Raw genomic sequence first — 20,352 nt, forward strand, 5'->3', positions numbered from 1 at the left:
CTCCTTTTGATTGTGATTGTTGGACCGGCAAGAGACTTCAACGAAATGTGCCAGGCGCCTTGAACAGCAAAGGCTGAGGCCTGGCAGGACGACTTTGCAAACTGTCGCAGGTAAACAATTGCGGGCGTTCTATGACATAGCCCTGAGCGTAATCCACCCCGATCTCCAGCAATGCCTGCTCGATCTGGGGCGTCTCGACAAACTCGGCAATCGTGCGTTTACCCATGACATGGCCGATGTGATTGATCACCTCGACCATGGCGCGGTTAATCGGGTCGTCCAGCATATCCTTTACGAAACTCCCGTCGATCTTCAAGAAGTCTACAGGCAAATGTTTCAGATAAGCGAATGAAGACATACCGGCGCAAAAGTCGTCCAGTGAAAAATGACAACCTAACCCTTTGAGTTCATTAATAAATCTGATTGCGCTACCTAAATTGGAAATTGCGCTTGTTTCGGTGATTTCAAAACAAATCATTTCAGGCGGAATCGAATACGTAACGAACTGTTCCCTGAGGAAGTCCAGAAACGCCTCATCTCCTATGGTCGTGCCTGACAGATTTATCGCACACATCGCCAGAGGCCCCTTGCGCTTCTCGGCCCGGCACTGGGCAATGATGCGGAAAACGTTCTGCACCACCCAACGATCAAGGGAAGTCATCAAGCCGTAACGTTCGGCGGCGGGAATGAAACTGTCAGGCAGGATCATGCGCCCGGCTTCATCGTGCAGACGCAGGAGGATCTCGATATGCCCGCCTTCGTCGCTGGTGCCCAGCGGTGCGATTTCCTGGGCGTAAAGACAGAAGCGGTCCTCTTCCAGCGCCATGTGCAGACGCTGCACCCAGGCCATTTCGCCGAAGCGCAGGGACAATTCCGAGTCATCCGGGTGATAGACCTGAACCCGGTTACGGCCTTTTTCCTTGGCCATGTAGCAAGCCATGTCAGCCGCTCGCAGCGAGGCCTCGAGGGTGGTCGGATTGTGTGATACATGCACCAGCCCGACGCTCACGGTGGTCACGAATGGCCGGCCCTTCCACACGAAATGCAGGTTCTGCACGGTCTGACGCAAGCCTTCGGCGATTCTTTCCGCCGCATCCGGGCCGCAATTTTCCAGCAGGATGCCGAACTCATCGCCGCCCAGACGCGCCAGGGTATCGCCCTCGCGCAGACCCGATTGCAGCAGCGCACAGATATGACGCAGCAACTCGTCGCCCGCCGCGTGGCCGCAGGTATCGTTGACCAGTTTGAATTGATCCAGGTCGAGGAACATCAACGCATGACGCCCCGACTGGCGCGTCAGGTTGTGCAGCGCCTGCTCGAGGCGATATTCGAATTCACGGCGGTTGGCCAGGCCGGTCAGCGCATCATGGGTCGCCTGCCAGGACAGATTGGCGATGTATTGCCGTTCCTGGGTCATGTCGTGCAGAACCAGCACGGTACCGCTGACCTTGCCGGCATTGCGGATCGGCGCGCCGACCAGGGTCACCGACACCGTGCTGCCATCCAGACGCTGGATCAGTTTGGAGTGTTCGCTGCCGCCGCTCAGATGACCGCTCAAAATGCGCTCGATCAGATTGAAACCTTCGGCCTGGGCGTTCTCGTCCAGCAGATTGAACAGCGCCGCCAGCGGCAGACCGGTCGCCTGCTCTGCCTTCCAGTGGGTCAGGGCTTCGGCGGCCGGGTTCATGTAGGCAATGGCGCCGGACACATCGGTGGTGATCACCCCGTCACCGATCGATTGCAGGGTGATCTGCGCCCGGTCTTTCTCCAATTGCAACGCGTCGGCAAAGGCGTGGCGTTGCTTGAGCAGCTTGTGGGTGCGCATCAGGGCCAGCGCAATCAGAATCAGCGCCGTGGCAAGGTTGGTCACCAGCAGCAGACGCAGAATGACCCGCGAGCCCTCGCCCAGTGCATCGCTGAAGGCTTTCGCCGCTGGCGTCACTTCTTCGTTGATCGCCAGGACCTGCTCCTTCCAGTGCTGAATATCCGCACGGGAAGCCGGGCTGGCAGTGATGTGCCGGTGCATGTCCTGGGCAACGTCATCGAGCTTGACCAGATAGGAGTCGCCCACGGTCCAGCGCTCGATGGCGGTTTCGAGGTAACTGAAATGACGGAAATTGAGGTACAGCCAGATCAGGCTGGAGACATCGTCGGGATGGTTGCCACCCTTGATGATCGCCACGCGGGCGGCTTCGATATCAGGGGGCTCGTGATCCAGCGCTACACGCAACTCGTGACCGCCCTGGGGGACGGAAATCGCACGCTGGTACTTGCGGAAAACGGTCTCGTCGCCACTGTCGGCGTAGAGATTGAGGTAATAGATGGCGTCTTTCTGGCCCTTGGACCAAAGGCTTTCACCGGCTACATAGCCCCGGACGGCCGACAGTACATAAAGGCTGACGCCGCCCAACAAGGCCTGGAACAGCACGACGGCGATAAAGGGCCATACGATGCCCAGCAACCGAGGCGTTGCGAGAGTCCGCGTTTGATTCATGAGTTCCCTTGACTTAGCACTGCCAGATCATCATCCAACGTGATCGCTACAGCTAGACTAGGGGGCGTTACAAATCCCGGCAAGTCATGAATGGAAAACATTCAGGCGTACTCTCTACTTATTATTAATACTTGCGTTGCCCTTCTGGATCAGCCCGTCGCGGCTTCCACCACCGCGCGCGTCGCGTGTCGATCAATGCTGCTGCAAATGCCCGTAAAGCTTGGCGTACAAGCCGCCATCAGCGATCAATTGTTGATGGTCGCCATCTTCGGCAATTTGCCCGCCATCGAACACCAACACACGGTCAGCCTGCTTCACCGCCGACAGGCGATGGGCAATGATCAGCGTGGTGCGGTGACTGAGGAACCGGGCCAATGCCTGGTGCAAGTTGTACTCGGTGGCGGCGTCCAGCGCTGAAGTGGCTTCGTCGAGGATCACCACCTTCGGATCGGCCAATACCATTCGCGCAATAGCCAGACGCTGGCGCTGCCCGCCGGACAACCGCACCCCGGAACGCCCGACGATGCTGTCCAGGCCATTGGGCAATTCGCGGATCGTGGCGTGCAACTGGGCGATTTCCAGCGCCTGCCAGCAGGCCTCATCACTTCGCTCACGGCCCATGGTCAGGTTGGCGCGCACGGTGTCATTGAACAGCGCCGGATGTTGCAGGACCACCGCGACATTTTCCCGTACGGTTTCCAGGCCGATCTCCTGCTGAGTCGAGCCGCCGAAACGAATGGTCCCGGACTGCGGCGTGTACAAGCCCAGCAGCAGTTGAACCAGAGTACTTTTGCCGCCGCCGCTGGCGCCGACGATCGCGACCTTTTCACCGGGCGCGATGGACAGGTTCATCTGGTTCAGCACCAGTTCGTCGCCGTAACCGAAACTCAGGCCCTGCACCTCGATTCCCACGGTCTCGCGACCGGTGAACGGGTCGACGCCATTGGGGTATTCCGGCTCATCGGCCCGGGCCAGCAGTTCGTTGATCCGCGACAGCGCGCCGCCGGCGGCGTAGTAGGCGTATTGCAGATTCAGCAGCTGCTCCACCGGGCCGATCATGAACCACAGGTAGCTGAACACCGCGAGCATCTGGCCGATGGACAGGTCGGAGAACAGCACGGTGAGCATCGCGGCGGCGCGGAAGATATCGATGCCGAACTGGAACAGCAGGCCGCTGGCACGGTTCGAGGCGTCGGTCTTCCACTGCGAACTGACCGCGTAATCGCGAACCTCCTTGGCCCGCAACCCCAAGCGACCGAGGAAAAAGCCCTGACGGTTGCCGGCGCGCACTTCCTGGATCGCGTCCAGAGTTTCGGTCAGCGCCTGGGTGAAGCGCGAGGTGCTGTCGTTCTCCAGCTTTTTCAGATGCTTGACCCGCTTGCCCAATTGCACCGTGGCGTAGATCACCAGCGGGTTGAACAGCAGAATCAGCAGCGCCAGCTGCCAGTGCATCCACAGCAGAATCCCGGCGGTGCCGACCAGGGTCAGCATCGCCACCAGGAAGCGACTGAGGGTTTCGCCGACGAATTTGTCGAGGGTATCCAGGTCGGTAACCAGGTGCGTGGTCACCGTGCCGCTGCCCAGGCTTTCGTATTCGCCGAGGGAGATGCGTTTGAGCCGCTCGATCAGGCGGATGCGAATTCGGTAGACGATGTCCTTGGCCAGAGACGCGAACAGTCGCGCCTGCACCACGTTGAATAGCAGGGCCGCGCAACGCAAGGCCAGGGTCACCATGAGCATGAGGCCGATGTAGCCGGCGGCTTTTTGCCAAACCTCGGGCAGTGCCAGGTTCATGACTTTCAGTGCGGCGTCGCCGTGTCCCAGCAGTACTTCGTCCACCAGCAATGGCAGGAGCAAGGGGATCGGAACACTGCACAGGGTCGCCAGCACGGCCACGCCGTTGGCGATCCACAGGGATTTCTTGTGTTGAAGGGCCAGACGACGGATTTCCGCCCAGCTCAAGCGGTCGACGCGTTTTGCGGTTTGAACGTCGTCGGGCAGGTCATGCACAGGCAGCGCGCTCCAGCCAGCGGCCGAGCAGCGGTGACAGCACACTGAGCGGTTGATAGCCATTGGTCAGCAGCGCCAATTGTCCATTTCGCTCAGCCAGCAAGGTAGGGAAACCGGCGATGCCCAGGTCCTGGACCCAGGTGAAATCGGCGGCCGTCGCGGTGTGCATGTCGGCGCGGTCGAAGGCGCCGGCGAATTCGATGCGCGGCAGACCGGCCTGCTCAGCCAGCTCCACCAGCACGCTGGCGTGGGTGACGTCGCGGCCTTGCGCATAAAACGCATGCTGGATCAGACCCAGCAGTTTCCACGCACAATCCGGCGCCAGGCTACGCGCAGTCACCAGAGCCCGGCAGGCCGGTTCGGTGTCGTAGACGAATCCTTCGGGCAAGGCGCCTTCCACCTTGAACGGCTGGCCGGTGGCCTCGGTGACCGCCTGCCAGTGCTCAAGAATGTAGCGCCGGGTGGACGGCTCCAGCGCCGCGCCGCTGCCGGTGCGCAAACCGCCCACCACCAGATGCACGTCCACTCCCGCTGCCGCCGCCTGTTCGACCAGTGCGTTTGCAACCGGAGCAAAACCCCAGCACCAGGAACACATCGGGTCCATTACATAGAGCAGGCGGCATGCAGACATGGTTCAGGCCTCGGTGGATGCTTGCTTATAGTTGTAGCCGATCGGGTGAGGCTGGTTGCGTGCCTTGGCCAGTTCGATCTGCTTCTGCCGGTCGATGGCGCTGCGGCGGGTCTTCTCGCTCAGGCTGTCCCAGCAATGCGGGCAGCTGATGCCGGCCACATAGTGCTCGGACTCGCGATCTTCGACGCTGACCGGTGTGCGGCAGGCATGACACTGATCGTAGTCGCCTTCGCTCAGGTCATGACGCACCGTCACGCGGTTATCGAACACGAAGCAGTCGCCCTGCCATTTGGTTTCTTCCTGCGGCACCTCTTCGAGGTACTTCAGGATGCCGCCCTTGAGGTGATAGACCTCTTCGAAGCCTTCGCCGAGCATGTAGCTCGAAGCTTTTTCGCAACGAATGCCGCCGGTGCAGAACATCGCGACCTTCTTGTGCACGGCCGGATCGAAGTTGGCTTTGATGTAGTCGGGAAATTCGCGAAAACTGGTGGTTTTCGGATCGATCGCGCCTTCGAAGGTGCCGATCGACACTTCGTAGTCGTTGCGGGTATCGATCAACAGCACTTCCGGGTCGCTGATCAGCGCGTTCCAGTCTTGCGGGTCAACGTAGGTGCCGACCTTTTTGTTCGGATCCACGCCGTCGACGCCCAGGGTCACGATCTCTTTCTTGAGCTTGACCTTGGTGCGGTAGAACGGCTGCTCGTCGCAGTAGGATTCCTTGTGATCGATGTCGATCAGGCGCGCATCGTTGCGCAGCCAGGCCAGCAGGCCATCGATGCCTTCACGGCTGCCGGAAACGGTGCCGTTGATGCCTTCTTCGGCGATCAGCAGTGTGCCTTTGATGCCGTTGTCGACCATCGCCTGCAGCAGTGGCTCGCGCAGGGCGACGTAATCTTCCAGGGTGACGAACTTGTACAGTGCCGCCACGACAATCGGTTGTGTCATGGGTGAATCTCCAGGTGGCTACCCTCGTAAGGGGTGAACCGGATGCGAAAAAAAACGCGCCGGGTGAGCGGCGCGTTTCGCATTCTAACAAAAGTGCAGCTTCGAGCGGCAAGCTTCAAGCTGCAAGCTCAAGGCAAACCGTCGCAAACTTGCAGCTTGTAGCTTGCAGCTGCTCTTAGTGCTTACTGCCACCGGCACAGGTCGGCGAAGCCGGAGCCCCGTCCATCTGTGCCCATTCCTCTGGCGTGTAGGTATGCAGCGCCAACGCATGGAACTCGCCCATCAGCTCGCCGAGCGTGCCGTAGACTTTCTGGTGACGCTTGACGCGATTGAGCCCCTCGAACTGCTGGCTGACCACAACGGCCTTGTAATGGGTCTGTGTCCCACGGCTGTGCATGTGGCTTTCATCCAGCACTTGCAGGTGCTCGGGTTGCAGCAGGCCCAGCGTCGATTCGATGCGTTGTTGCATGGTCATTGCGAACTCCGCTTAAGGCTTTTTCTTGGCCGGAGCGGCTTTCGGCTCCAGCTCGGCGGTCATGTCAGCCAGCAGCTTGTTGACCACAGGCACCGCGCTTTCCAGCTTGGCCTGGGTCAGCTGCGCCGATTGCTGGGTCAGCTGCGGCATTTTTTCCAGCACTTTCTTGCCCAATGGCGACTGGTAGAAGGCCACCAGGTCCTTGAGCTCCGATTCTGTGAAGTTGGTGGTGTAGAGCTTGACCATGTCCGGCTTGAGCTTGTTCCAGCCGATGGCCTGGTCAAGCGCCGCGTTGGCCTTGGCCTGGTAGGTTTCCAGGACCGCTTTTTTCGATTCCGGGGCTTTGGTTTGCTGGAAACGCTGGGCGAACATCTGCTGAACCTGCATGTACACCGGAGTGCCCAATTTGTCAGCATGCGCCAGGGTCAGGAAAGCCTCGGCACTGGCGTTATGGCTGGCGGTATCGGCGAGAACCTGGCCACTGGCACAAACCAATGCAACCGCGGTACAGATGGCACGAAGACGAGTCATCGAGTTTCCTTATCTAGCAGGCGAGGTTAAACCCCAAGGACGACCATTCTGCGCCTAAAAAAGTGTGTCACTCAACCCCAAGCCTTGTCGCACCTGATTTAGAGGGGTTCAATGGAGGCAAGCGAGACCGATGGAACCCCGGCCGTCGAGCACGGCCTAAACTGCGCAATCAGACTACTGGAGAGTGACCGATGAGCCGTATCGAAACCGACAGCCTTGGCCAGGTTGAAGTCCCGGATGAAGCGTACTGGGGCGCTCAGACGCAACGCTCGCTGGTCAACTTTGCCATTGGCAACGAACGCATGCCGCTGGCGGTATTGCACGGCCTGGCGCTGATCAAGAAAGCCGCGGCGCGGGTCAACGACCGCAACGGCGATCTGCCGGCCGACATTGCCCGCCTGATCGAACAGGCCGCCGACGAAGTGCTCGACGGCGAGCACGACGACCAGTTCCCGCTGGTGGTCTGGCAGACCGGCAGCGGCACCCAGAGCAACATGAACGTCAATGAAGTGATCGCCGGGCGCGCCAACGAACTGGCCGGCAACCCGCGCGGCGGCAAATCCCCGGTTCACCCCAACGATCACGTCAATCGCTCCCAGAGCTCCAACGACTGCTTCCCCACCGCCATGCACATCGCCGCGGCCCAGGCCGTCCAGCAACATTTGCTGCCAGCGATTGCCGAACTGTCGGGCGGTCTGGCCGAGCTGTCGGCGCGACACATGAAGCTGGTGAAAACCGGGCGCACCCACATGATGGACGCCACGCCGATCACCTTCGGTCAGGAAGTGTCGGGTTTCATAGCGCAACTGGATTACGCCGAACGGGCGATCCGCGCGGCACTGCCGGCGGTCTGCGAACTGGCGCAGGGCGGCACCGCCGTCGGCACCGGGCTGAACTCGCCCCACGGTTTCGGCGAAGCGATTGCCGCCGAGCTGGCAGCGCTGTCCGGCCTGCCCTTCACCACCGCACCGAACAAGTTCGCCGCGCTGGCCGGCCATGAGCCGCTGACCAGCCTCTCCGGCGCGCTGAAAACCCTCGCCGTGGCCCTCATGAAAATCGCCAACGACTTGCGTCTGCTGGGTTCTGGCCCACGCGCGGGGTTTGCCGAAGTGAAACTGCCGGCCAACGAGCCGGGCAGCTCGATCATGCCGGGCAAGGTCAACCCGACCCAGTGCGAGGCGCTGTCGATGCTGGCCTGTCAGGTGCTGGGCAACGACGTGACCATCGGGTTTGCCGCAAGCCAGGGCCACCTGCAACTGAACGTGTTCAAACCGGTGATCATCCACAACCTGCTGCAATCGATCCGCCTGCTGGGCGATGGCTGCAGCAACTTCCAGCAGCACTGCATCGCGGGCCTGGAGCCGGATGCCGGAAAAATGGCTGAGCATCTGGAGCGTGGGTTGATGCTGGTGACGGCGCTGAATCCGCACATTGGCTATGACAAGTCGGCGGAGATTGCCAAGAAGGCCTACAGCGAAGGGCTGACCCTGCGGGAGTCGGCGTTGCAGTTGGGGTATCTGACGGATGAACAGTTCGATGCGTGGGTGCGGCCGGAGAACATGCTGGAGGCCGGGGCCAAGGGCTGAATTCTTTAGCGTCTGGTAGTCAGTCTTCGCGGGCAAGCCCGCTCCCACAGGGGATTTGTGTCGATCACAATTTTTGTGAACAACCCCCTCCCCTGTGGGAGCGTGGCTTGCCCGCGAAGAACGATAACGCGGTCTAACTGGCCGCCATCCGCATTTTCCGAGCCTTGAGCCCGGCAATCAGAGACGGCCCCAACGCCACCAGCGCCGACCCCAACACCACCAGCACTGCCCCGCCATACCCCAGACCATTGATCGTCTCGGCATGCACATACTCAGGCCACCACCAGGCCGCCAGCGCCACGGCGCCGAAGGTTACCAACGGCGTGATCGCCAGCGTCGCACTGACCCGCGAGGCCTCCCAATGAGCCAGGGCTTCGGCAAATGCACCGTAGGCAATCAGGGTATTGAGGCAGCACGCCAGCAGCAGCCAGCCTTGCAGGGGATTCAACTGCAGCGCTTCCAGCGGATGCACCCAGGGCGTCAGCAGCAGAGCACAGAACAGGTAGATCACCATCATCACCTGCAACGAATTCCACACCGTCAGCAACTGCTTCTGGCCCAGCGCGTAAAAGGTCCAGACCGTGGAAGCCAGCAGCACCAGCAATACGCCGGCGGTGTAGTCGGTCAGGGAGGTCAGCAGTTCACTCAGACGCTGATTGAAGAACAGCGCGAAACCGACCAGCAGCACCGCCAGGCCGATCCCCTGCCCCAGGCTGAAACGCTCCTTGAATACGAACACACTGGCGATCAGCAGCATGATCGGGCCCATCTGCACCACCAGTTGCGCGGTGCCGGGGCTGAGCAGGTTCAGGCCCATCAGGTACAGCACGTAGTTGCCCACCAGGCCCAGCACGGCCATCGCCACCAGCCAGCCGCCACGGGGGCCCAGTACTTTGCGGCTGGGCAAGCGTTTGGTCGCGGCCAGATAAAGGAACAGGCAACCACCGGACACCATCAGGCGAAACCAGGTCACGGTGACCGGGTCCATCACCAACAGGACCTGTTTGAGCTTGATGGGGAGGATTCCCCACAGAAGCGCGGTCAGCAAGGCCAGGAACAACCCGTAAACCCAGCGACCGGATGAAATGTGCATGTGCCCCCCAATTAACCGAATGTCCGGAATCGCCATTCTAGGCGCACCGCGATGTGGCACACAGGGACAGTTGCAGCCTGGCCGCGAATGAAACTGTGCAGGTCGCATCAGTTAATTGGCGATGAGCCATCGATCCGATTGTCAGGCGCCGCAAGTGATTCATGCATAAGCTGATTGGATCCGCCCCCCCCATCATTTCAGGAGGTAGCCATGTACGGCATGCGCGCCCAGGACAACGCCCCCGCCACCCACTTTCGCAGTGACCGGTTGTGTCGGGTGAATGGGGAGTTGTACTTCAGCACCCGGGAGAACACCCTGGAGGGGCCGTTTGTCAGTGCCGAAGTGGCTGAGCAGGAGATTCTGGCTTACATCGAGCGGATGCGGAATTTGCATTTGGGCCGGTAGACCGCGGCGTCTGCTTCGCGGGCAAGCCTCGCTCCTACAGGATTTCCAATGACCTGTAGGAGCGAGGCTTGCCCGCGAATGCTATCTAACAATCACCACAATTCTTCAGATTCAACGCACCGCCTCAAACAACCCGGTAGCCCCCATCCCGCCACCCACACACATGGTCACGATGCCGTAGCGCAAATTGCGCCGCTGCAACTCGCGAACCAGATGCCCGACCTGCCGCGACCCGGTCATGCCGAACGGATGACCGATGGAAATCGAGCCGCCATTGACGTTGTATTTGGCGTTATCGATCTCCAGCCGGTTGCGCGCATACAGGCACTGCGAAGCAAAAGCCTCATTGAGCTCCCACAGATCGATATCGGCGATCTGCAAACCCTTGGCCTTGAGCAGCTTGGGCACGGAGAACACCGGGCCGATGCCCATTTCATCCGGCTCGCAACCGGCCACGGTGAAGCCGCGGAAGAACGCTTTGGGCTTCAAACCCAGCGCCAAGGCTTTTTCCAGGCTCATCACCAGGGTCATGGACGCGCCATCAGACAGCTGCGATGAGTTGCCAGCCGTGACCGAACCGTCTTCAGCGAACACCGGTTTCAGGCCCGCGAGGCTTTCCAGCGTCGTGTCCGGACGGTTGCAGTCATCGCGGTCCACCACGCCCTCGAGGATCTTCACCTCGCCGGTCGCCTTGTCTTCCACCCGATACTTCACCGCCATCGGCACGATTTCATCGTCGAACAGGCCGGCGGTCTGAGCCAGGGCGGTGCGCTGCTGGCTTTGCAGCGCGTACAGGTCCTGCTCTTCGCGGCTGACGTTGTAGCGGCGGGCGACGACTTCAGCGGTCTGGCCCATCGGGAAATAGATGCCCGGTACCTGTTCCTTGAGCAGCGGGTTGATCAGGTTGTCGGTGTTGACGCTTTTCATGGTCAGGCTGACCGATTCGACGCCGCCCGCAACAATGATGTCGCTGCAACCGGAGGCGATCTGGTTGGCGGCGATGGCAATGGCTTGCAGGCCCGAGGAACAGAAACGATTGAGGGTCATGCCGGCCACGCCGGTGCCCAGTCTGGACAGCACCGCGACATTGCGCCCGATATTGAAGCCCTGGGCGCCTTCATTGGAGGCGGCACCGACAATGCAGTCCTCGACGCTGGCCGGGTCGATGCCGGTGCGCGCCAGCAAGGCGTTGACGCAATGCGCCGCCATGTCATCCGGGCGGGTCTGGTTGAACTTGCCGCGAAAGGACTTGGCCAGGCCGGTCCGCACGCTGTCGACGATCACCACTTCACGCATGGCATACCTCATTGTTGTTATCGGTTGAGAGTGGATCGAGCATAAGCCCACGCAATTACCGACCGCGACGATCATTCACCTCGCGTATGCGCAGCCATCGCCTCACTTCTTGTCTTTCTTGTCCTTGTGCGCATGACGGTCGGAGCGCTCGAACGCCTGCTCCAGCGCGCGATTGATCGTGCGCAGCACCTTGACCCGCGCCCAGCGCTTGTCATTGGCTTCGATCAGCGTCCATGGCGCCACTTCGGTACTGGTGCGATCGACCATGTCGCCGACGGCGGCGCGATAGTCATCCCACTTGTCGCGGTTGCGCCAGTCGTCCTCGGTGATCTTGAAGCGCTTGAAGGGGATGTCTTCCCGGGCCTGGAAGCGCTCCAGTTGCGTCTGCTTGTCGATGGCCAGCCAGAACTTGACCACAATGACCCCGGCGTCGGCGAGCTGTTCTTCGAAATCGTTGATTTCGCTGTAGGCGCGCAACCAGTCCGCCGGGCTGCAAAACCCTTCGATGCGCTCAACCAGCACCCGGCCGTACCAGGAACGATCGAACACGGTGAACTTGCTCCGCGCCGGAATATGCCGCCAGAAGCGCCACAGGTACGGCTGCGCCCGCTCCTCTTCGGTCGGTGCGGCAATCGGCACGATGCTGTACTGACGCGGGTCCAGCGCCGCGGCCACCCGACGGATCGCCCCGCCCTTGCCCGCCGCATCGTTGCCCTCGAACACCGCCACCAGGGCGTGACGACGCATGCGTTTGTCGCGCATCAGCCCGGAGAAGCGGGCCTGCTCGGTGATCAACTGTTCCTCGTAATCCTCCTTGTCCAGGCGCTGGGTCAGGTCGAGGCTGTCCAGCAGATTGATTTGATCGACACTGGGGAACACCGGCGCAGCGCTGACTTTTTCCGGATGGATTTGCGGGCGTTTCAGGGCGCTTTGCAGGCCTTCGAGGAGGATCTTGCCCACCACCAGGCTGCGATAGTGCGGGTCCAGCCCGGCGATCACGTGCCACGGCGCATAGTCGCGACTGGTGCGGCGCAGGATACGTTCGCCGTACTTCACGAACTTGTCGTAGGTTCGCGATTGCTGCCAGTCCAGCGGGCTGATGCGCCAGCTGTGCAACGGGTCGTCGGCCAGGGCCTTGAGCCGCGCCTTCATCTGTTTTTTGGAGAGGTGAAACCAGAACTTGAAGATCAGCGCGCCTTCATCGCAGAGCATCTTTTCCAGGCGCTCGGCAGCGTTGATGGCCTGATCGAATCGAGGCTCCTTGAGGTCGCCATGGACCCGGGACTGAAGCATCTGGCTGTACCAGTTGCCGAAGAAAATCCCCATGCGCCCCGTGGCCGGCAGCATCCGCCAATAGCGCCAGGCCGGTGGGCGAGCCAGTTCTTCATCGGTCTGCTGATCGAAGGTGCGCACTTCGATCAGGCGCGGGTCCATCCACTCGTTGAGCAGTTTGACCGTCTCGCCCTTGCCGGCGCCCTCGATGCCATTGATCAGGATGATCACCGGAAAACGCTTCTGCTCTTGCAGTTCGAACTGCGCCTCGAGCAAGGCTTCGCGCAGGGCCGGCACTTCGGCTTCGTAGGTTTCTTTGTCGATGATGTGATCGATTTCGGCGGATTCGAACATGGATGGCTCCCTTCCAGATCTGAGCAAGACTAGCGGATTGACACGTTTTTCGTGGCAGAAATCCCTATCCGCAGCATTGACCTGTAGCAGCTGCCGAAGGCTGCGTCCGGCCCGCGATCGGCTAGAATGGCGCCCTAGCCCCTGCCGAGCCCGCCATGAAACCTGTAATGCCCCACGCCCAGCTCGACTGGGACGACCAGGGTCGTCCCTATTCCCGAGTGTTCGACGATGTGTATTTCTCCGATCAATCGGGGCTGGAAGAAACCCGTTACGTCTTCATCGAACAGAACTGTCTGGCCGAGCGCTTTGCCGCGCTGCCGGAAGGTGGCCGGCTGGTCATCGGCGAGACCGGTTTCGGCACGGGGCTGAATTTTCTCTGCGCCTGGCAGGAGTTCGAGCAACACGCCCCGGCGAGCGCACGCCTGCATTTTGTCAGCGTCGAAAAGTACCCGTTGAGCCCGACCGACCTCAGCCGCGCCCTGGCGCTCTGGCCGGAACTCAAGGTGTTTGCCGATCAGTTGCTGGCGCAGTACGTGGCGATTCATCAGGGCTTCCAGTGCCTGGTGCTGGACAACGGACGTGTCACCCTCACCCTGTTGATCGGCGATGCGCTGGAGCAATTGCCGCAGCTGGACGCGCAGATCGATGCCTGGTTTCTCGACGGCTTCGCCCCGGCGAAAAACCCCGACATGTGGACCGCCGAGCTGTTTGCCGAACTCGCCCGGCTGGCCGCGCCCGGTTCGACCATCAGCACCTTTACCAGCACCGGCTGGGTGCGACGCCTGCTGAACGCGGCGGGCTTCAAGATGAAGCGCACGCCAGGCATCGGCCACAAATGGGAAATCCTGCGCGGCGCGTTTCTTGGCTGGCCTGAAGAAACCCCGGCGCCCGCCCCGGCCAAACCCTGGTTCGCCCGCCCCATGCCACACACTGGCGAGCGTCGGGCGCTGGTGATCGGCGCAGGGCTGGCCGGTTGCGCCAGCGCCGCCAGCCTCGCTGCGCGGGGTTGGCAGGTGAGTCTGCTGGAACGCCATGATGCGCTGGCGCAGGAAGCGTCGGGCAATCCTCAGGGCGTGCTCTATCTCAAGCTATCGGCCCATGGCACGGCGTTGTCGCAATTGATCGTCAGCGGTTTCGGCTACACCCGGCGCCTGCTTGAACACTTGCAGCGCGGTGTCGACTGGGCGGACTGCGGTGTGCTGCAGCTGGCATTCAATGTCAAGGAAGCGGAGCGCCAGAAGCAATTGGCCGAGGCCTTTCCCGAAGACTTGCTGCACGTTCTCGATCAGGCCCAGGCCGAAGCCGAAGCCGGGATCGGCCTGCAATCGGGTGGCCTGTTTTATCCCGAAGGCGGCTGGGTGCATCCACCGGCGTTGTGCCAATGGCAAGCGGCGCGGCCGGATATCCGCACGCTCACCCACCACGATGTGCTGGAACTGCGCAGGTCTGAAGGACAGTGGCAAGCCTGGGACGGTGAGCGCCTGCTGGCCGAGGCGCCGGTGGTGGTCCTGGCCGGCGCTGCCGAGATCAAGCGTTTTGCGTACAGCAGCGAGCTGCCGCTCAAGCGCATTCGCGGGCAGATCACTCGCCTGACGCAAACCGCTGAAAGTCAGTCGCTGAGCACGGTGGTGTGTGCCGAAGGTTATATCGCGCCGGCACGCCTGGGTGAGCACACCCTGGGCGCCAGCTTCGATTTCAACAACGAGGACCTGACGCCGACGGCGGCGGAGCACGCCGGCAATCTGCAGATGCTCGAAGAGATTTCCCCGGATCTGGTCGCGCGGCTGCACGCCGATACCCTGCAACCGGAAAGCCTCGAAGGTCGCGCGGCGTTTCGCTGCACCAGCCCGGACTACCTGCCGATTGTCGGGCCGCTGGCGGATGTGCAGGCTTTCACAGAGGCCTACAGCGCCCTGAGCAAGGATGCCCGGCAGGTGCCGGACGTTCCGTGCCCCTGGCTGGAGGGTTTGTACGTCAACAGCGGGCACGGTTCGCGCGGGCTGATCACCGCGCCACTGTCCGGTGAATTGCTCGCCGCGTGGATTGATGGCGAGCCGTTGCCATTGCCGAGGGCTGTGGCGCAGGCTTGTCATCCGAATCGCTTTGCGTTGCGGCGGCTGATCCGCGGCAAGGCGTAACACCTGTAGCAGCTGGCGCAGCCTGCGTTCGGCTGCGCAGTAGTCGCAAAACCTGTGTACCGGGTCTGTCTGACAGACCGCAGTGCCTGATTTCACGACTGCTTCGCAGCCGAACGCAGGCTTCGCCAGCGGCTACAAGGGACGGCGTTTCAGCAATCAATCCAGCGCAAAGCAGACGTGTGATTCATCTGCGTTGAGGGCCGCACGGGTCAATCGCTCCAACAACCCCTCTTCCGCCGCCTGCATCTCCTCCATGATCCCGTCGACCTTCGCCCGATACTTGTCCCCCAGCTTCCCCTGACTTTCGAACGCGGTCTGCATGCGCTCATGGAAAGGTTCAGCGAGATCCGTGAACTGCTTGCCATGGTGCTCGCGCAAAAAATCGACCCAGAACGTGCGCCCGTTCAGGTACGTCTGCAGTTCCGATGAAAGTTGCGCGTTGATCACTCTGCCGTACGCCGCATCCAGATCTGCGGGCTTTACACCGGCGAGCGAGGCGTAACGCATGTAATGGGGCTGCCCGATCAGATCGAGTCGCTCGGCAAGCCCCGTGCGATACGCCAGTTCTACTTCCACCGGATCGAGCGCGGGATTGGCCTTGACCTTCTCCCGGGCGATCGTGTCGAGGTAATCCTGATTGAACAGCGCCCTCCCCAGTTTGATCAGCCGCGCAGCGCGGTCGTGCGCATTGACCGAGTGCCGCACCACCCCGTCGATTTCCACCGCCACTTCGAGATTGCTGAAGATGGTGGCCGCCGAATCCGCACAGTTGGACTTCACCGCCATCGACAACAACTGATCGCGCAATGCCGATCCCCTTTCGGTCGCCTCGATCACGCGCCACACCCGGCGCGTCATGTCTTCGCGCAGATAACGGCTGTCGGCGGTGCTTCCCGCCTCCGCGAGCAGGCGGAAAAAGCCATCGGAGGCCGGTTGGTTCTTCAACGCCAGCCAGGTGTGGTTGCGCCGGACGAAGTTCGGTTCCGTGGATTTCGGCATCCACAGGTCTCGGGCCATTTGCTCGTTGATTACCCCCACGTCGTTTTCCAGATAGCCCATCCCCTCGCCTGTCCTGTCGCGGTAGCTTTTGAGCTTGGTCGAGCTCGCGCTGGACAGCGGGTTGTGCCGCAGATTGATGGTTCGGGCCAGGCGCTGCGGTGCATCGAACAGCCATTCGGGCAAGGTACGGATCTCGTTGCCCCGCAAATCCACCATGTCCAGATACGGCAAGCGCTCGAGCCCCACCGGCAGTTCAGTGGCATGGGTCGAACCGAGAAACAGCCCTTGCAGATCGATCATCTTGCTGACATCCACCGTGGCCCCCAGTCGATTGCCGGCCAGCGACAGGGTTCGCAGCCCGCGCATGTCGGCCAGCTTGCGCAAGGTGTGCTCGGTCAGCACCAGCCGATTGTCATTCAGGCTCAGGTGTTGAAGGTCGGGCATGTGCGACAGCGCTTCCGGCAAGCGGGTGAGCCGGTTGCCGTCCAGCTCCAGGCGGGTCAGGCCCTTGAAGGGTTTGAGGAAATAGGCCAGTTCATCGCCGGCTTCCATGTCCTTGATCAGCAGGGTGCGGACATGGGCGACATCCTGTTCGGTGAGCGTCGGCAGCGGGCCCACCGGATTTCGCTCCAGCGTGAGGCTGGTATGGGGCTGGTTGAGCGGCCAGCGCGGCGGCGGAACCCGGCGCCAGCAATTCTCGATGGCATTGGCCACCTGGCGCCGGTTGATTCGCACATCGCTACGCCGCCCCGGCACCTTGGCCATCTGCACCTCGTCGTCGCGCCAGGCGTGCAGGGTCTTGTGGAAGGCATCAAGCTGCTGCTTCAGCTCGCGGATTCGATTCATGCGCAACATCGGCGTGCTGCCGGCCTGGTCGAGAAAGGCCGAGACCTGAACGTCGGTGAACAATGGATAGAGCTTCCTGACTTTACGGAACAGGCTCTTGGGATGTTGGCTCGCCGCCGGTGGAGCCGACTGGACGCAGGACAACAAGTGTCTGGCTGTTTTATCGGACTCGCCCCTTAACAACCGAGCGCTGCGCGCGGAATCTCCGGCGCCGGCCTTGCCCAGTCGGAGGCGCAGCGTCGTGCCGTCCAGCGTGTCGTCGCCGGTCAAACCCATGCGGGTACGGCGGGCAGCGGGCAACGCATCGAGTATTGCCTGAAGCAGAGTCTCGCTGGTCACCGTTGAGGAGACGTTGTCATGGCTCTGGGTGACCTGATAGCCGGTCGAGGTCTTGACGATGATCCCGCTCGACGTCGCATTCGCCTCCCCCACAGCGTCCAGCAAAGTACCGGTACGGGAATCCTGCCGCAGCTCCAGTCGAAAACCGTCTTCCCAGCCCTGCACCCGATCCATCAGCCCGAACGTCAGCGTGTCGCTGTCGGCATTGGCCAGGTTCGGCCGATGCAAGCCTGCGAGTGCCCGGTCCTGGCGCAAGGCAAACCGAGCCTGCGCGACTTCCCGGGCCAGATCCGAGCCCTGGATTTTGCGATCGAAGAGGAAATATCGTTCTCGGCCGTTCACAGCTTCCAGCAGTTCCTGCGCGATACGGGTCGGCAGCCCGGGAACCTGCTCGCACAGCACCGCTACATCACCGCTGGCCGTGCCGTCGTAGTCTTCGTAAAGACGATCAAACAACGGCTGGCGATTGCCCTTGAGATGGCTGGCGATTTTTTGCGCCAGCAATGCCGGCTTCGCTTCGCTGGCCGACGTACCGATCATGGCTTCGACTTCCTTCGGGTACAGACCGCTGATGACCGTATCGAGCAATTGCCCCGAGTTCAGTTGCGACCGGTAGACGTGGACGGAGTTGACCAGGTCGTTCGCCGGGGACGTTTTCGGGTAGCGCGCGATGGAGACGCCTTTCTGATCGAGCACTTCGATAAAGCGTTTCGCCGGCCAGCCGGGCAGCGTTGGCAAGGCATGCAGCTGTTCCTGCACGAACCCGGTGCTGGCGGTTTCGCCCCGCTCCATGGCCTCGATCAGACCGGTGATTTTCCGGTCCAGCCTGAAGCGCTCGGCGCAATCGTTCAGGCGCTGTGGCAATTTCAGTCGGCTTTCATGGAGTTGGTGCAGTCGACCGGGGGTCAGCCCGGTGATATCGGCCATTGCCGCCAGGTCGCTGCTCAGTTCGCCGAGGTGAGGATGGGTACGTTTCAATGCGTATCCGCCGTCGGACCATTCGTGGGCATGTTCGAATACATGGCGCCAGCCGCCTTCGAGGGTTTGTTCAATGGCGGGCTGAAAGGCTTGCGGGCGGGTGGGATGATTGATCTGCCACGGATCCTTCGGCGTTTTACGGGAGACCCGAAAAGTGGCTCCGTCCATCCGGATCGAATGGGTGCTGCCTTGGGTATAGATGCCTTGGGGAACCCGTTGTACATCGGGCTCCAGTTCCACAGGCTGTCGATAGGCCTTGAGGTCGGGCTTCCAGAGCATGGCCTTGCCATCGGCACGGGTCACCGCTTCGAAATCATCGAAAAAAGCCGCAGGCTCCTTCACATCTTTACCGATGGCGCTGCCCAGCACCTTGCCTGCCGCCGCGAATGCGGCCATCTGCGCCAGGCCTTCGACAACATTGAGTAAATGGGACAGCGCTTCGGTGCGCTCGCCGTGGGTCCAGTCCTCCACGCCCTCATAGACTTCGCCGACCATTTCGATGACGGCCACGGTCAGCATCAACTGGCCCAGCACCGGTACGAAAAGCGAGGCCGTGTTCAACAGCAGGAGACCGGCCTCCAACAGGGCCTGGAGGGTCTTCTCTCGCTGTTGCGCATCGACAGTCGCCGTCGGGATCGCGAGGATTCGCGCGTCCTCTTGCGCCTTGTTGACGAAATCGCTGAACAGGATATCCCCCGGACAACTGTCGGCTGGCAGCGCTTTGAGCACGCCAAGGCTCCTGTTCTTGTCGAACCGGTTGAAAAAGCCGACCTTGTCGTCGCCGGCGAGCAACTGCGTGGCGAAGTGCTTGCGAAAACTCTCGCTTTGCAGGTGCAGCGTCAGATAGGTTTTCAGGTCATTGAGCGAAGGGTATTCATAGAACGGCCGGCGGGGATTGTTGGGCATGTAGACCACGCACCTGGCATTGCGCTCGGTATCGATGGACGCCTTGCTGAACACCAGCACGCCGTACAGGCTGGCGTCATGAATGACCAGCCCCTGCCAGTGCACCGGTGCCCCGTCGTAGAGGATGTCTTTGGCCTGGGCCAGCGGGACATCCCGTTCGATGACTTTGAGCAACATCCTGTAGGCCGCATCGCTGATGTCGTTTTTCAAAAAGGCCATGTGGGCGGCGCCCCGCATGTCCAGCAACCTGAGCCGGCGGACATCAGCGGAACCCGGGCCGGTAATGACCGCGTTTTTTGCAGGCACCGCCAGGACTTCGTTGATATGGCGCTGGTAACTGGCGCCCAGGTCCAGCTCGCGACACAGCGCAGCGAATTTTGCGGGTTTTATCCCGGAATCTGTCTGAGTTTTGTTGTCGATCCTGATCGCTGACTCTTCGAGAAAACCGTTGGGCTTCGCGTTTGCCTCGGTGAAATTGACCATGGCCGCATGCAGCAGGCTGTGGGAGGTGGTGGTGATTTTGCCGTCGTAGCCGAGCGGAAACAGACCTGTGCCGGTGAACTTCTTTTCGACGATCTGCAGGGTGTCTCGCTCGACATCGACCTCCCGCTTCCACTTCGATTTGAGCGCACGGGTCAGCTCCTCCTTGCAGAACAGATCCAGCGGTTTGAGCTTTGCCAGCGCTTCAGACGCCCTTGAGTAGGTCAGATGGGATTGGGCAAGATCGGCTTTCAGGGCCTGGACCACGCTTAAGTCGGCGTTGGCCAGCCAGTCCGGAAGGGATTTTTCCAGCACTTCGGCCTTGTCCAGGTCACCGGTGTGTTCCACCAGCGCGGCCAGGCGTTGCGCCGGGGTCAGGGTTGTAGCAGTCGCTTTCATGGGCAATGTCCTTATTGCGTTCGGAAGCGCTCAAGCCTACGTCCCGCCACCTGTCGGCAGCGCAGCCTTACTTACCACCCGTTCCCCCGCCCATCTGCCCTGTCCTCACGGCCGATTTCCGGCTTATAACTCATTGATCTAAAACTACGAGAAGTCCGCCGGGTCAGTTTCTGAG

13 protein-coding genes are annotated in these 20,352 nt (G+C 61.3%); 3 read left to right on the top strand and 10 right to left on the bottom strand.

Translation table 11 applies throughout. The annotated features are described in order from the left end of the window. Positions 1–37 precede the first annotated feature (37 nt). The 6 genes from HNO86_RS18380 to HNO86_RS18405 form a co-directional block, all read right to left on the bottom strand. Positions 38–2,494: an EAL domain-containing protein gene (locus HNO86_RS18380; RefSeq protein WP_175378356.1), complete on the bottom strand. Its 2,457-nt coding sequence runs from the start codon at positions 2,492–2,494 to the stop codon at positions 38–40. Positions 2,495–2,686: 192 nt separating this feature from the next. Further along, positions 2,687–4,504 carry an ATP-binding cassette domain-containing protein gene (locus HNO86_RS18385; RefSeq protein ID WP_175378357.1) on the bottom strand — a complete coding sequence of 606 codons (1,818 nt, stop codon included), beginning with the start codon at positions 4,502–4,504 and terminating at the stop codon, positions 2,687–2,689. Beyond that, positions 4,497–5,099, bottom strand: coding sequence for a DsbA family protein (locus HNO86_RS18390; protein ID WP_175378411.1), 603 nt, complete (start codon positions 5,097–5,099; stop codon positions 4,497–4,499). The genes HNO86_RS18385 and HNO86_RS18390 overlap by 8 nt, the downstream gene beginning before the upstream one ends. A gap of 39 nt (positions 5,100–5,138) precedes the next feature. Beyond that, positions 5,139–6,080, bottom strand: a complete 942-nt coding sequence (locus HNO86_RS18395) for a rhodanese-related sulfurtransferase (protein ID WP_175378358.1) — start codon at positions 6,078–6,080, stop codon at positions 5,139–5,141. Between the two features lie 175 nt (positions 6,081–6,255). Next, a complete protein-coding gene (locus HNO86_RS18400) occupies positions 6,256–6,555 on the bottom strand; it encodes a BolA family transcriptional regulator (protein WP_175378359.1) in 300 nt (99 codons plus the stop codon). 12 nt (positions 6,556–6,567) lie between these two features. Beyond that, complete coding sequence (locus HNO86_RS18405) at positions 6,568–7,086, bottom strand: DUF2059 domain-containing protein (protein ID WP_175378360.1); 519 nt, start codon at positions 7,084–7,086, stop codon at positions 6,568–6,570. 191 nt (positions 7,087–7,277) lie between these two features. Between HNO86_RS18405 and HNO86_RS18410 the strand changes: the two genes are divergently transcribed. Then, positions 7,278–8,672 (top strand): class II fumarate hydratase, encoded by a 1,395-nt coding sequence (locus HNO86_RS18410; protein ID WP_175378361.1) that lies wholly within the window; start codon positions 7,278–7,280, stop codon positions 8,670–8,672. 133 nt (positions 8,673–8,805) lie between these two features. On the opposite strand, the gene HNO86_RS18415 is transcribed toward HNO86_RS18410, so the two are convergent. Beyond that, positions 8,806–9,765 carry a DMT family transporter gene (locus tag HNO86_RS18415; protein WP_175378362.1) on the bottom strand — a complete coding sequence of 320 codons (960 nt, stop codon included), beginning with the start codon at positions 9,763–9,765 and terminating at the stop codon, positions 8,806–8,808. 210 nt (positions 9,766–9,975) lie between these two features. Between HNO86_RS18415 and HNO86_RS18420 the strand changes: the two genes are divergently transcribed. Continuing rightward, positions 9,976–10,170 (top strand): DUF6316 family protein, encoded by a 195-nt coding sequence (locus tag HNO86_RS18420; RefSeq protein ID WP_175378363.1) that lies wholly within the window; start codon positions 9,976–9,978, stop codon positions 10,168–10,170. Positions 10,171–10,281: 111 nt separating this feature from the next. Here HNO86_RS18420 and HNO86_RS18425 read toward each other — a convergent pair whose 3' ends face one another. Then, positions 10,282–11,466 (bottom strand): thiolase family protein, encoded by a 1,185-nt coding sequence (locus HNO86_RS18425; RefSeq protein ID WP_175378364.1) that lies wholly within the window; start codon positions 11,464–11,466, stop codon positions 10,282–10,284. A gap of 102 nt (positions 11,467–11,568) precedes the next feature. Beyond that, positions 11,569–13,092, bottom strand: a complete 1,524-nt coding sequence (gene pap / locus HNO86_RS18430; protein WP_175378365.1) for a polyphosphate:AMP phosphotransferase — start codon at positions 13,090–13,092, stop codon at positions 11,569–11,571. Positions 13,093–13,247: 155 nt separating this feature from the next. Between pap and mnmC the strand changes: the two genes are divergently transcribed. After that, complete coding sequence (gene mnmC, locus HNO86_RS18435; protein WP_175378366.1) at positions 13,248–15,230, top strand: bifunctional tRNA (5-methylaminomethyl-2-thiouridine)(34)-methyltransferase MnmD/FAD-dependent 5-carboxymethylaminomethyl-2-thiouridine(34) oxidoreductase MnmC; 1,983 nt, start codon at positions 13,248–13,250, stop codon at positions 15,228–15,230. A gap of 156 nt (positions 15,231–15,386) precedes the next feature. Here mnmC and HNO86_RS18440 read toward each other — a convergent pair whose 3' ends face one another. Next, a complete protein-coding gene (locus HNO86_RS18440) occupies positions 15,387–20,177 on the bottom strand; it encodes an NEL-type E3 ubiquitin ligase domain-containing protein (protein WP_175378367.1) in 4,791 nt (1,596 codons plus the stop codon). Positions 20,178–20,352: the final 175 nt, after the last annotated feature.

Origin of the sequence: Pseudomonas sp. C1C7, assembly GCF_013359595.1 — a bacterium.
Lineage (GTDB): Bacteria > Pseudomonadota > Gammaproteobacteria > Pseudomonadales > Pseudomonadaceae > Aquipseudomonas.

Excerpts from the sequence above, each read along its gene's own strand:
- pap (WP_175378365.1), bottom strand. The coding sequence starts at position 13,092 with ATGTTCGAATCCGCCGAAATCGATCACATCATCGACAAAGAAACCTAC.
- mnmC (WP_175378366.1), top strand. The coding sequence starts at position 13,248 with ATGAAACCTGTAATGCCCCACGCCCAGCTCGACTGGGACGACCAGGGT.
- HNO86_RS18440 (WP_175378367.1), bottom strand. The coding sequence starts at position 20,177 with ATGAAAGCGACTGCTACAACCCTGACCCCGGCGCAACGCCTGGCCGCG.
- HNO86_RS18410 (WP_175378361.1), top strand. The coding sequence starts at position 7,278 with ATGAGCCGTATCGAAACCGACAGCCTTGGCCAGGTTGAAGTCCCGGAT.
- HNO86_RS18380 (WP_175378356.1), bottom strand. The coding sequence starts at position 2,494 with ATGAATCAAACGCGGACTCTCGCAACGCCTCGGTTGCTGGGCATCGTA.
- HNO86_RS18425 (WP_175378364.1), bottom strand. The coding sequence starts at position 11,466 with ATGCGTGAAGTGGTGATCGTCGACAGCGTGCGGACCGGCCTGGCCAAG.
- HNO86_RS18405 (WP_175378360.1), bottom strand. The coding sequence starts at position 7,086 with ATGACTCGTCTTCGTGCCATCTGTACCGCGGTTGCATTGGTTTGTGCC.
- HNO86_RS18390 (WP_175378411.1), bottom strand. The coding sequence starts at position 5,099 with ATGTGTTCCTGGTGCTGGGGTTTTGCTCCGGTTGCAAACGCACTGGTC.
- HNO86_RS18420 (WP_175378363.1), top strand. The coding sequence starts at position 9,976 with ATGTACGGCATGCGCGCCCAGGACAACGCCCCCGCCACCCACTTTCGC.
- HNO86_RS18395 (WP_175378358.1), bottom strand. The coding sequence starts at position 6,080 with ATGACACAACCGATTGTCGTGGCGGCACTGTACAAGTTCGTCACCCTG.
- HNO86_RS18400 (WP_175378359.1), bottom strand. The coding sequence starts at position 6,555 with ATGACCATGCAACAACGCATCGAATCGACGCTGGGCCTGCTGCAACCC.
- HNO86_RS18415 (WP_175378362.1), bottom strand. The coding sequence starts at position 9,765 with ATGCACATTTCATCCGGTCGCTGGGTTTACGGGTTGTTCCTGGCCTTG.